14 protein-coding genes and 1 tRNA gene are annotated in these 12,022 nt (G+C 63.7%); 1 reads left to right on the forward strand and 14 read right to left on the reverse strand.

Annotated elements, in window-relative coordinates; all coding sequences use genetic code 11:
* Positions 1 to 8: 8 nt before the first annotated feature.
* From GC121_RS11700 to GC121_RS11765, 14 genes are all read right to left on the reverse strand, one after another.
* Positions 9 to 980: an AAA family ATPase gene (locus tag GC121_RS11700; RefSeq protein WP_151974556.1), complete on the reverse strand. Its 972-nt coding sequence runs from the start codon at positions 978 to 980 to the stop codon at positions 9 to 11.
* Positions 977 to 1,612, reverse strand: a complete 636-nt coding sequence (gene tmk, locus GC121_RS11705; RefSeq protein WP_151974558.1) for a dTMP kinase — start codon at positions 1,610 to 1,612, stop codon at positions 977 to 979. The genes GC121_RS11700 and tmk overlap by 4 nt, the downstream gene beginning before the upstream one ends.
* On the reverse strand, positions 1,609 to 2,757 hold the full coding sequence (locus GC121_RS11710; protein WP_151974560.1) for a D-alanyl-D-alanine carboxypeptidase family protein: 1,149 nt from the start codon (positions 2,755 to 2,757) through the stop codon (positions 1,609 to 1,611). The genes tmk and GC121_RS11710 overlap by 4 nt, the downstream gene beginning before the upstream one ends.
* 45 nt (positions 2,758 to 2,802) lie before the next feature.
* A complete protein-coding gene (locus tag GC121_RS11715) occupies positions 2,803 to 3,927 on the reverse strand; it encodes an SPOR domain-containing protein (protein ID WP_151974562.1) in 1,125 nt (374 codons plus the stop codon).
* Positions 3,911 to 4,945, reverse strand: coding sequence for a lytic transglycosylase domain-containing protein (locus GC121_RS11720; protein WP_151974564.1), 1,035 nt, complete (start codon positions 4,943 to 4,945; stop codon positions 3,911 to 3,913). Before GC121_RS11720 ends, GC121_RS11715 begins: the two co-directional genes overlap by 17 nt.
* A gap of 118 nt (positions 4,946 to 5,063) precedes the next feature.
* Positions 5,064 to 5,564 (reverse strand): shikimate kinase, encoded by a 501-nt coding sequence (locus tag GC121_RS11725; protein WP_151974566.1) that lies wholly within the window; start codon positions 5,562 to 5,564, stop codon positions 5,064 to 5,066.
* 33 nt (positions 5,565 to 5,597) lie between these two features.
* A tRNA-Ser gene (locus tag GC121_RS11730) sits at positions 5,598 to 5,687 on the reverse strand.
* A 39-nt stretch (positions 5,688 to 5,726) separates the two neighbouring features.
* Complete coding sequence (locus tag GC121_RS11735; RefSeq protein WP_151974568.1) at positions 5,727 to 6,455, reverse strand: HAD family hydrolase; 729 nt, start codon at positions 6,453 to 6,455, stop codon at positions 5,727 to 5,729.
* Positions 6,452 to 7,387, reverse strand: a complete 936-nt coding sequence (locus GC121_RS11740) for an aminotransferase class IV (RefSeq protein WP_151974570.1) — start codon at positions 7,385 to 7,387, stop codon at positions 6,452 to 6,454. The genes GC121_RS11735 and GC121_RS11740 overlap by 4 nt, the downstream gene beginning before the upstream one ends.
* Positions 7,387 to 8,802 carry a dihydrolipoyl dehydrogenase gene (lpdA, locus tag GC121_RS11745; protein ID WP_151974572.1) on the reverse strand — a complete coding sequence of 472 codons (1,416 nt, stop codon included), beginning with the start codon at positions 8,800 to 8,802 and terminating at the stop codon, positions 7,387 to 7,389. The genes GC121_RS11740 and lpdA overlap by 1 nt, the downstream gene beginning before the upstream one ends.
* Positions 8,795 to 8,980, reverse strand: coding sequence for a hypothetical protein (locus GC121_RS11750; RefSeq protein ID WP_151974574.1), 186 nt, complete (start codon positions 8,978 to 8,980; stop codon positions 8,795 to 8,797). The genes lpdA and GC121_RS11750 overlap by 8 nt, the downstream gene beginning before the upstream one ends.
* Complete coding sequence (locus GC121_RS11755) at positions 8,977 to 9,327, reverse strand: endonuclease domain-containing protein (protein ID WP_151974576.1); 351 nt, start codon at positions 9,325 to 9,327, stop codon at positions 8,977 to 8,979. The genes GC121_RS11750 and GC121_RS11755 overlap by 4 nt, the downstream gene beginning before the upstream one ends.
* A gap of 107 nt (positions 9,328 to 9,434) precedes the next feature.
* Positions 9,435 to 9,806, reverse strand: a complete 372-nt coding sequence (locus GC121_RS11760) for an acyl-CoA thioesterase (protein WP_151974577.1) — start codon at positions 9,804 to 9,806, stop codon at positions 9,435 to 9,437.
* A gap of 284 nt (positions 9,807 to 10,090) precedes the next feature.
* Entirely contained in the window at positions 10,091 to 11,416 is a 1,326-nt protein-coding gene (locus tag GC121_RS11765) for a pyruvate dehydrogenase complex dihydrolipoamide acetyltransferase (protein ID WP_151974579.1), read from the reverse strand.
* 145 nt (positions 11,417 to 11,561) lie between these two features.
* Here GC121_RS11765 and GC121_RS11770 point away from each other — a divergent pair, with 145 nt between their 5' ends.
* The gene (locus GC121_RS11770) at positions 11,562 to 12,014 is read left to right on the forward strand and encodes a universal stress protein (protein WP_151974581.1); all 453 of its coding nucleotides are present in this window, start codon (positions 11,562 to 11,564) and stop codon (positions 12,012 to 12,014) included.
* Positions 12,015 to 12,022 lie beyond the last annotated feature (8 nt).

Below are 12,022 nucleotides of genomic sequence, written 5' to 3' on the forward strand. Positions count from 1 at the left end.
CGCTGTCCCTAGGCTGACGCTTTCCTGCCTGCAAGACCGGCGAGCAGCGTTCCGACCTCCATGATGAGCAGGCCGGCATCGAAATTGGCGGTCGGCGCTTGCCCTGCCAGCTTCACCAGCGCGCTGTGGGTGTCGACGAGCGTGGGGATGGCCCGCTTGGGCGTGCGCGCCAGCCTGTCAGCCACCACCGCGCGGGCGAGCTCGATGGCGGCAAACTGCTTTTCGCGCTTGGGCCGTGCGCCCATCGCGGCGGCGAGCTGGCCGCGCAGGGAGAAATCGGGATCACCGCGTTCGACCAGCACCTGCATCAGCTGGTGTATCGCGCCGAGATCGAGCTCGACGAAATCGATCGCTGCACCCGGAGAGCCGCTGGCGGCCGCAATCGCGGCGGCGCGCATGGCGGCGCTGGCCTGTGGTGCCTCGCGGGCCAGCACCGCGTCCATATCAGCGTCGGAAACGCGCGGAAAATCGAGCACGCGGCAACGCGAGCGGATCGTCGGCAACAGTCGCCCGATGCGATGCGCGATCAGCAGGAAGTGAGTGCCCGCAGGCGGTTCCTCGAGACTTTTCAAGAGTGCGTTGGCGGCGCCTTTCTCCAGATCGTCAGCCGGATCGAAAATGACCACACGGCGGCTGCCCAGCGTCGGCCTTGTCGTCAGGCGCTGCTGCAATTCGCGCACTTGCTTGACGCGGATGCTGCGGGCGAGTTCAAACGGCTTGCCGTCCTGCCGCTTCTTTTCCTCCTTGTCGTCTTTCGGGCCATGCGAAATGTAGAGGATATCGGGATGGTCGCCCTCGGGCTGCTTCACGCCCGCTTCGGCCACCAGTTCACGCGCGGCGGCGAGCGCGAAGGCGGATTTGCCGACGCCCTTCTGGCCCGACAAAATCCATCCATGATGCATCCGCTCGCCCGCCATGGCGCGCCGCCATTCGGCCCAGGCCTGCGCATGTCCGATATAGTCGGCCGCCGGGCGCGTCATCCGCTCTCGCCCAGCATCGGCGCCATCGCCTGCACAATCCGCTGGTGCACCGCGTCGGGCGAGCCGCTCGCATCGATCAGCACGAAGCGCTCGGGATCCATCGCCGCAAGGTCGCGGAACCTTTGCCCGACCTTGGCGTGATATTCGGCCGATTTTCCGCCAATCCTGTCGGGCGTATCGCCATCGCGTGCTTCCAGGCGCTGCGCCACGTCCTCGCCATTGGCATAAAGCAGGAAAGTAACATCGGGCATCAGCGCGTAAGAGCCGATGGTGTGGAGCGAGAGGATCGCATCGTCGGACAGATCGTCTCCTCCCGCCTGATAGGCGCGTGAGGAATCGATGAAGCGGTCGCACACCACCCATTTGCCGGCATCGAGCGCGGGTCCGATAGCGTGGGTGACGTGGTCGGACCGCGCGGCGGCGAACAGCAGCGCCTCGGCATTCGCGTCCCAGTCATATTGCGTATCGAGCAGCAGTGCGCGGATGGCTTCGGCGCCCTTGGTGCCGCCCGGCTCGCGGGTCAGCAGCACGCTGCGCCCGCGCGCTTGCAGCATTTCAGCGAGCATTCGGGCCTGCGTCGATTTGCCGACGCCTTCGCCGCCTTCGAAGGTGATGAAGCGCCCGCCGCTCATCCCAGCCACCCGGCAAAGGCGTTCGCGATCCGCTCCAGCGGGCCTGCCCGTTCCACGCTTTCGGCGGCCGCCAGCGGCGCTTCGAGAACGATCTCCCCGTCAATCGCCAGCCGCAAGCGTGCCACGATGTCGCCTTCGGCGAAGGGTGCCATGATTGGCCCGCGATAGGCGATATCGATAGTGTAGTCCCCTTCCCCCACGCCCTCGGGCAGAGCGATGGCGAAATCCTCGGGCAGGCGCAGGCCGACCTCGCGCCGCTCCCCGTCCTGCACCTGCGCCAGCCCGACGCGGGTGCCGCCCGCAAACAGGCGCTGCTGGCGAAAATTGGCGAACCCCCATTCGAGGAAGGCGCGCGCGGCTTCATCGCGCATGGGCTCGGTCGGCGCGCCCGCCAGCACCATCATCAGCCGCCGCCCGTCGCGCTCGGCCGAACCGAGGAAGTTGAACCCGGCTTCGTTGGTGTAACCGGTTTTCAGCCCGTCCGCCCCGGCAACGCGGCCTGTCACAGGATCGTGATTGTCCTGCGCGATATCGCCCCAGCGCAGCCCGCGATGGCCGTAGAAGCGGCGGTAGAGCGCCTCATGCTCCTGCACCGTGGCGCGGCCGAGCAGCACCAGATCATGCGCCGTGGTATAGGTCTGCCCGCCATCGGGAAAGCCGTTGGCCGAGCCGAAATGGGTGTTGCGCATCCCCAGCGCTTGCGCATTCGCGTTCATCAGCGCCAGCCATTGATCAAGCGAACCCGTTGCTGCCACGGCCAGCGCCACGCTGGCGTCATTGCCCGAAACAGTCGTCACCCCCAGCAGCAATTGCGCCACGGTGGGCCGCTCGCCCGCGCGCAGGAACATGGTACTGCCTTCGTTATACCATTCATCCTCCAGCGCCTGGCTGTAGAGGAAGGGCATGTCGAGCCGCAGCTCGCCCGCCTCGATCAGTGCGAAAGCGGTGTAGGCGGTCATCACCTTGGTGACGGAGGCGGGCACGAAGCGGCGATCCGCCTCGCGCGCATAGAGCGTCTGCCCGTTCGACAGGTCAACCAGCAGCGCAATCGGTATATCATCGGGAACCGGCGCTTCGTTGGCGATAGCAGGCGCGGCGAGCCATAGCGCCCACGCTGCCCCAATCGCCGCACCAATCCGTTTCACGCCCGCTCCGCTTGTCTGGCGGAGGCCAAGCGCATCCGCGCTGCCTCAGTCGCCGGTGAAGATTCGTGCGTCGCTATAGCCTGCGCGCTGGACATTGGCGAGCGAGGCCTCGGCTTCTCCACGGGTGGCGAAGGGGCCGGTGCGCACGCGGTAGAATCGTCCCGCCTGCGTTACCTGCCCGCCGATATCGCGCGCCACGCGGTCGGCGCGGCTGCGATCAGCGAACGCGGCGGCCTGCACAACGAAGCCGCCTGTGACTGCGGTTGCTGGGGCCGGAGCGGGCGCAGGTGCCGGTGCGGGAGTGGCTGCCGGAGCCGTGGTCGCAGCCGGAGCCGGGGCCGGAGCGGGCGCTGGTGAACTAGAACCGAGCGGCGGGAGCGCGGGCACATCCGCAACGCGCGGCGCGGGAACGGGCATCGGTGCCGGAGCGGGCGCAGGTGCCGGAGCAGGTGCCGGAGCGGGCGCCGGAGTTTGCTGCGCGGTCGAGGGCGCAATCTCCACCGTTGGGATCGGTTGCGGAACGCGCGGTGTCGCGGCCGGGCTGGCGGCGTTTTCCGCGCGCAGCGATGCGCCGCCATCTTCGGGCAAGCGTCGACGCAGCACGGTCAGCAGCGAAGGCGGCGTATCCATCCGCAAAGGCGCAGCCTGCCCTGCCCGCAGCAGGAAGCGCTGGTCTTCGGGCGGCACCGCGCGGCGCACGCGCACCGGTGTTTCGCTGCTCGCTCCCAATTGCGCCATCGCGGCAGGCGACAGGGCGACCAGATGGTTCGACGTCATCGGCCCGCGCCGCTCCACACGGACGAGGATGGTGCGCCCGGTATCGAGCGCGGTCACTTCGACATAGCTGGGCAGCGGCAGCGTGTGATGCGCGCCGGTGTAACCCATCGCGCCTGCATCAATCGTCGCATAGCCGACATGATCGTAATTGAGCACATCGGCGGGCTCGTATTCGGTGTTGCCAACCGTGTAGGGCGCGCCGACGACCACGGGGAAGTCCGCAATCGGCCCGTTGCTGCGTGCAGGCGCGGTCACGTCTCCCGCGCTGGAAAGGCCGGGCTGTCCCGCACCGCCGCCACAGGCAGCCAGCGCAAGCCCAAGCGAAAGGGTTAACGGAGCCCGCGCAATCCTTGGCGCAAGCCGGGCGAAACGGAATTCATCGGGAGATCTCATCTGCAAGCAACCCCACACTCATGGCGTAGTAATTCGAGCAGTTATATTCGAGGATAACCCTATAATTCTGCGTTAACAGGTAACCGGGAGCGGCGGGGCCATCGGGTTCGAACAGCGTGGCGAGCACATCGTCACCGATGGGCGCGCGCGGTTCGATGCCCCTCGCCCGCCATTCACGCACGGTCAGCCAGCGGCTGTGGCGTTCGTGCACGCGTGGGCAGACCGGCGATGTCACGCGGCTTTCAATCCCGCTGCGGTCAGCCGTATTGGGCACAAAGGCGCGCACCGCCCACGGCTCGCCCTGACGCCATCCGGCGTCGCGGAAATAATTGGCGATGGAGGCCAGCGTATCGGCATCGCTGTTCCACAAATCGCGCTGCCCATCCCCGTCAGCATCGACCGCGAGGCGCAGATAGACGCTGGGGAGAAACTGGCCATTGCCGAATGCACCGGCATGGCTCCCGACCAAGCGGCTGCGCGGCACGCCCTGATCGACCATTTTCAGCACCGCGATCAGTTCGGGCTCGAACAGATCACGGCGGCGGCCTTCCCAGGCCAGCGTGGCGAGGCTGCGCGGCAGATCGAAACTGCCCATCACCGCGCCGTAAGACGTCTCGTGCCCCCAGATGGCGATGACGATTTCTGCCGGAACGCCATATTCCTGCTCGATCCGCGACGCGATCGGGCGCACCCGCGCCAAAGTGCGCACGCCGCCATTGATCCGCGCCTGCGTGTTGTGCCGGCCGAGGTAGTTGGCCATCGAGGGGAAGCCGGTGGACGTGCGCGGGCTGCCTGCGGAAACAAGCTGGTCGCGGTCCAGCTCGATCACCCGGTTGTTGGGCGTGAGGCCGGTGAACACGGCGTCAATCGTTCGCTGGCTCACCCCTTCGGCGCGGGCCTGCGCAGCGACGGTTTCGAGATAGGCGTCAAAAGACTGCGTCTGGGCATTGGCTTGCGTGGCGAAGGCGAGCGAAGCGGCAATCGCAAGGGCGGCGAGACGGAGAGGTTTGCTGATCATGTGGGCACCCTATGCGGTCGTCTCCCCAAAGGGAATCCCCTGAATTGTGCTCTGAGGCAGATGGACTCGCGATTAAGGTGAAGTGTGTGGAATCGGACTTTGGCGCAGGACGCGTAGCTCAATGGCGAAGTGGCAGCGCTGCCTTCACCGTGTCTATCAGAAGCTTACTGGCTTCCGGTATGTCGAGAGAACCAATCGAAACAGTTAGATCCGCAAAGCTGAACAGCTTATCTTGCTCGAGCCTACTAATTGCGTTGAAGCTGGTTAAGGACGCGGGGGAAAACAGGTGACCAATTACGGTTTTTCCGAGCCTCTCGTTAGGAGCAGCCTTGATCCAGACAGAAAACACGCGTTCCTTAATCTGCGGCCCCATAATTTCGTCAGAGAAATCCTCGTATCCAGCGGCAATTACTGATTGGTTGCATCGGCTCAGACCTTGCAATAGGCCGCGGCGTGTAGATAGTCCGTTTGATCCTCCGTCAGAAATGCTCGCGATTTCCGCATCTACGTCAAAAAAATTATAGTTCAGCGCCTCCGCGAGTGTAGGCCCAAGGGTGGATTTTCCAACGCCAGAGTGCCCGACGAGCACGATGACTGAATTGCTTTCATCTATTGCCATGTCTTTTCCGCTTGTCGCGGCCCCCCAATTCGTTGGCGGACAGGGTGGGATTCGAACCCACGAAGGGCTTGCACCCTTGCCGGTTTTCAAGACCGGTGCATTCAACCGCTCTGCCACCTGTCCAGCCAAGCGCGGCGCAATTAGCGCGAATGGCGGCCTCTGTCATGCCCTTATCGCATGGTGCGCCAAAGCCTCGTAATCGGCGCGGCATTGCTCTGCTACTCTGGCATATTCGCCGGGAAGTTCGGGCAAACCGCCTGGCGCATCGCCGAAACCGGTGGAGGCATTCACCTTGTCGTACCAATGCGCGCCCCACACGCCGTCTGCGGGGTGCGGGCCTTTCTCCCAGCCGAGCATCGCTGTGTCCCACAGGATACCCAGCGCATCGCACAGTGCTTCCAGCACGCCCGCCGGGTTGGCGAGCACGGCGGCGCTGTCCACCACTGGCGGTGCATGGCCAAGCCGGTCTGCCTCGCGCTCGAAAAAGTCCCGCTGCCGCGCCGTGCCGAGGTGTTCGGGCCGGATTTCAGTGCGTTTGTTGGCATAGCTCGCGGCCACCCGCACCGGATCGCGGATCAGGAAGGCATGGCGGAATTCGGGGAAGTCGGCGATGGAAACCGGGCCTTCCATGTGGTGCGACATATGCTTCTGATACCAAACGGCCTTCCCGTCTGGCGCAGCACCGCGCAGCGTACCGGCAACGCGATGCCAATCACACTCCATCGACGCCATGACCGCGTCCATCATCGGCTGCGGATCGCCCGTTTCGCGGAGGTAGGCACCATAGAACGGCTCGTCTGACACCGCTGTGTCCGCTCTGCTGGAAAAGCTGCGCATCATCGCTGTAGAGAGGTTGCGCGGGCCGCTCCACATGGCGATCCGGAACGTCACGACGGCTTGCTCCGCGCTGCCACGTCCTTCGCCAGCCGGGCGAGGTAGAGCTGCTGTAGCCGCTCCACCATCGGCCCCCGCTGCGTGCCGAGCACCCGCCCGTCCACCGTTCCCACCGGAGCCACGCCCGCGAAGGTGCCTGTCGTGAAAGCCTCGTCTGCGCCATAGACATGGGTCAGTGAGAAATTGCGTTCGCGCACCATAATCCCCGCCTCGCGCGCCACGCTGATAACCGTTCCGCGCGTAATCCCATCGAGGCAGTAATCGCCACTCGACGTCCAGATTTCGCCATCCTTCACGATGAAGAAATGGGTCGAATTGCAGGTCGCTACAAAGCCGTGCGGATCGAGCATCAGCGCCTCGTCCGCCCCTGCCTGCGCTGCCTGGATGCAGGCCGTGATGCAGTTCAGCTTGCTGTGCGAGTTAAGCATCGGGTCCTGCACATCGGGATAGCCGCGCCGGACATGGACGGTGAACAGGTCGAGCATCCGCGTCGCGGTTTCGGGCGCTGGCTCTTTCCATTCGGGAATGATGACGATGGTGGCAGGGCTGATCACCACACGCGGATCCTGATACGGGGTCGAGCGGATACCGCGGGTGCACATCAGGCGGATATGCACCCCGTCGCCGGTCATGCCGTTGGCGTCTAGCACTGCGTAGAGCCGCCGCTCCAACTCCTCGCGGGTGACGCCCAGTTCCATATGGATCGCCTTCGCCCCGCGCCACAGCCGGTCGAAATGCTGGTCAAGAAAGGCGAGCCTTCCGTGATGGAGTCGCAGCCCCTCCCACACGCCATCACCCAGCATGAAGCCGCTATCGAATACGCTGACCTTCGCCGCGTCGCGCGCGAAATGCTCGCCATTGACGCAGATCAGGATGTCCGCATTGCGCGGATCGGGGAGGTAGGAGTGTGTGCCCTTCCCCTCGACCATCAGATATGCAGCGCCCGGCCATATGCGCCCAGCACCGCTTCGTGCATCGACTCGCTGATTGTCGGGTGCGGGAAGACGGTGTTCATCAGCTCCGCCTCGGTCGTCTCCAGCGTCATGCCGATGGTGTAGCCCTGGATCATCTCGGTCACTTCCGCGCCGACCATGTGCGCGCCCAGCAGCTCGCCGGTCTTGGCGTCGAACACCGTCTTGGTGAAGCCCTCGGCCTCGCCCAGCGCAATCGCCTTGCCGTTGCCGATGAAGGGGAACACGCCGACTTTCACTTCGCGCCCCGCTTCCTTCGCCTTCGCCTCGGTCATGCCGACGCTGGCGATTTGCGGGTGGCAGTAGGTGCAGCCGGGGATTGCATCGCGGTTGAGCGGGTGCGGGTGGACGTCCTTGTTGCCCAGTTCCTGCGCGATGGCCTCGGCAGCGGTGACGCCTTCGTGCGACGCCTTGTGCGCCAGCCACGGCCCCGGCGTGCAGTCGCCGATGGCCCACAGGCCCTTCGACTTGGTGCGGCCATAGGGGTCGATCTGGATGAAACCGCGATCCATCTCCACCAGCTTGTCCAGCCCGATATTCTCGGTGTTGGGCATGATGCCGATGGCGGTGATGCAATGCGTGTATTCGTTGGCGTGCACCTTGCCCGCTTTGTCTTTGATCTTCGCGGTGACGCCCTTGCCGGTCACTTCCAGCGCTTCCACGCCTGCGCCGGTCATGATCGTCATGCCCTGCTTGGTGAGGCTCTTTTCGAGGAAGGCAGAGACTTCGTGATCTTCCACCGGCACGATCCGGTCGAGCATTTCGACCACGGTCACATCGCAGCCCATATCGTTGTAGAAGCTGGCAAATTCGATACCGATGGCGCCCGATCCGATCACCAGCAGCTTCTTCGGCATTTCCGGCGGCACCATGGCGTGGCGATAGGTCCAGATGCGCTTTCCGTCCGCCGGAGCAAAGGGCAGATTGCGCGCGCGCGCCCCGGTGGCGACGATCACGTGTTTGGCGGTGAGTTTCTCCTCGCCCTTCTCGCCTTTTACGGTGAGCGAAGTCGGGCCGGTCAGCGTCCCCTCGCCCATATGGACGGTGATCTTGTTCTTCTTCATCAGGTGCGCGATGCCGCCCGAAAGCTGCTTGGCGACACCGCGACTGCGCTTCACCACCGCTTCCAGATCGGCCTCGATAGTGCCCGCAATCTTCAGCCCGTAATCGCTCGCGTGCTGCGCGTAATGCAGGATCTCTGCCGAACGGAGCAGCGCCTTGGTGGGGATGCACCCCCAATTGAGGCAGATGCCGCCCAGGTTCTCGCGCTCTACGATGGCGGTCTTCATGCCAAGCTGCGCGCAGCGGATCGCCGCGACATAGCCGCCGGGGCCGGAACCGAGAACGATGATGTCGTAGGAGTTGTCAGCCATTTGCTGTCCTGTTTTCAATGGGTTGGTTGGAACCTGTTACACCTGTTACAGTGTCCAGGAGGAAAAAACCTGCGGTCTGTTTTGGCGCGCGTTTTGTGGATTGCAAAAAGAGGTGCGGCGAGCGTTTCATGCCGCAGAGTATGTCCGCCGCGCCGATTGTAGGAAAGAGTGCGATCATACCTCGCCGTCCTTCTCCCTCTCCCCTTGCGGGAGAGGGTCGGGGAGAGGGGTTTCGAGCGCAGCGAGAACCATCTGCGCTACCCCATCGGAATTGTTGAGAATTTCGTTGTTCCAGAACCGCAAGACCCGAAAGCCCTGGGATGTGAGCCAATGATCGCGCGCGGCGTCGGCATCATCTGAGTGCTGTGAACCATCGGCTTCGATAATCACGCGGGAACCGAAGCAAACTAAGTCGACGATGTAATCGCCAATTTGCTCTTGCCGTTTGAACTTGTGGCCGCCCAATCGCTTGCCGCGCAGCAGCGACCAGAGCTTGCGCTCTGCATCGGTGGGCTCGCGGCGCATATGTTTCGCCAAAGGCAGCAGGTCGCGCCTGCCCCCTCTCCTTCCCACCGCTGCGCGGCGGGCCCCTTCCTCTCCCGCAAGGGGAGAGGAGTTGGTTCGCGGCGCACTCATCCTGCATTCACCGCACGCGGTTTGCCCGCATCGTCTATCGCCACAAAGGTGAATTTGGCCGAGGTGACCAGCTCCTCTTCCTCCGAGTGCCGTTCGCGGCGGAAGGCGTCGGTGGCGATCACCATGCTGGTGCGCCCGACCTTGGTGATCTCGGCATAAACCGAGACTTCGTCGCCCACTTTCACCGGCTTGTGAAACTCGACCGCATCCATCGCGACCGTCACCGCCCTGCCCTTCGCATGGCGCGCCGCGACAAGGCCCGCACCCGAGTCCATCAGGCTGATCAGCCAGCCGCCGAAAATGTCGCCATAGGCATTGGCGTCGGCGGGCATGGCGACGGTGCGCATGGCGGGGTTACGGTTCTGCATCACAGATTCCAAGTCATCCACCAAACAGCAAGTGGCCAACAAACTAACAATGTAACTATGATCGCGTCGATAAGGCTTCGATTGACGAACTTGACGACCAAAAGGCCAGCCAGCGGAACAGAGCAGAAGACAATGGCTAAGAGAATTGCGAGAATGCCATCGCTAGGTTCATTGCCTAAGGCGCTATGCAGAAGTGCAACCCAGAATATGGCGAAAGCGATCTCCAGCCAAGCGAGGACCACTGCAACAAAGCGAAAAACTGGTATGGCAGTGGCTACGCTCAATTAAGCCACCAGCCCCAGCGGTGCCTCGATCATTTCCTTGAACACCTTCATCAGCTGCGCGCCGTCGGCGCCGTCGATGGCGCGGTGGTCGAAGCTGCCGGTGGCGCTCATCACGCTCGCGATCTGGAGCGCGCCGTCGACCACATAGGGCCGCGCCTCGCCCGCGCCGATGGCCATGATCATGCCCTGTGGCGGATTGATCACCGCTTCGAACTGCTTGATGCCGAACATCCCCATGTTGGAAAGGCTGGCGGTGCCGCCCTGATATTCCTCCGGCATCAGCTTGCCATCCTTCGCGCGGGTGGCGAGGTCTTTCATCTCGGTGCTGATCTTGCTCACCGCCTTGCTACCCGCATCGGTGACGATGGGGGTGATGAGGCCACCCGGAATGCTAACCGCCACCGCAATATCGGCGCGGCTGAATTTGAGCATGGAATCGCCCGCGAACTGCACGTTACAGGCGGGCACCACTTCAAGCGATTTGCCCAGCGCTTTGATGAGCAGATCATTGACCGACAGCTTCACGCCCTGCGGTTCGAGCGCGGCGTTCAGCTCGCCGCGCAGCTTCAAGAGCGCATCGAGGCGGATATCGACCGTGAGGTAGATATGCGGCACTTGCTGCTTGCTCTCGGTGAGGCGGCGCGCAATCGTCTTGCGCATATTGGAGAGTTTTTCGACTTCGTGCGGGATGCCGAAATCCTGAGCTTGTGCGGGAGCCGGAGCAGGTGTCGGGGCCGGAGCGCTCGCAGCAGCTGGAGCAGCAGCCGCGCCGGGCTGCGCGCCTTGCACATCAGCCTTCACAATGCGGCCATTGGGGCCGGAGCCCTTCACGCCTGCAAGGTCGATGCCCTTCTGTTCCGCAATCCGCTTGGCAAGCGGGGAGGCGATGATGCGGTCGCCGCCTGTGGCGGGTGCAACCTTGGTTTCCGACTGTCCTGAGCTTGTCGAAGGACTGCTCTTCTCTTCAGAAGAGGAGGACAGTGGTTGAGCCTTCGCCTCAGCTTCGCTTCCGACAGGCTCAGCACTCTCGGGTTTGGCTGTTTCGCTTGATCCACCAGCAGGCGCCACGCTGCCCGCATCCTCGCCCTCTTCCGCCAGAGTCGCGATCACCGTGCCGACCTTCACGCCTTCGGTGCCCTCTGCCACCTGGATATGCGCGATCACACCTTCATCCACCGCTTCGAATTCCATCGTCGCCTTGTCGGTTTCGATCTCGGCCATGATGTCACCGGCGGACACGCTGTCACCCACTTTCACCAGCCACTTGGAGAGAGTTCCCTCCTCCATCGTCGGAGAAAGTGCGGGCATCTTGATGGCAATGGGCATGGGCGGTGCAGGCTCCCTGATACTGCGTTGGACCGTGTGCGCATTCATTGGCCAATTTGCCCTTCCGGAGCAAGGCCTACAGTGCTGGGCCTTGCGTATGGCGGCGTTTGGCGAGATACCCAAGGCTTGCCACAGGGAAATACGAATGCGCGTCTATCTGGTGATTATCGACGAAACCGAGGAAGCCCGCGTGGCCTTGCGTTTCGCCTCCCGCCGCGCGGCGAAAACCGGTGGCGTGGTGCATTTGCTGGCCATGGTGCCGAAGCAGAATTTCAGCGCCTTTGGCGGCGTGCAGGCGACCATCGAGGAAGAGGCGCGCGACCGGGCGGAGGTGCTGGCGAACTCTGCCGCGGGAGAGCTTGCCTATGAAAGCGGCAAGATGCCGCAGATCGCGGTGCGCGTGGGAGACGGAAAGACGGTGGTGGCCAACTATCTGAAAGAGCACCCCGAAGTCGCCGCACTGGTGCTGGGCGCAGCCGCCGAAGGCGCGCCGGGGCCGCTGGTGACGTATTTCTCGACGCATATGAGCGCGCTGACCTGCCCGCTGATTATCGTGCCGGGTGCGCTGTCGGCGGAAGATATTGATCGACTCTCTTGAGGTTGCGA

It is taken from the genome of Erythrobacter sp. EC-HK427 (assembly GCF_902498745.1).
In the GTDB taxonomy this organism is placed as follows: domain Bacteria; phylum Pseudomonadota; class Alphaproteobacteria; order Sphingomonadales; family Sphingomonadaceae; genus Alteraurantiacibacter.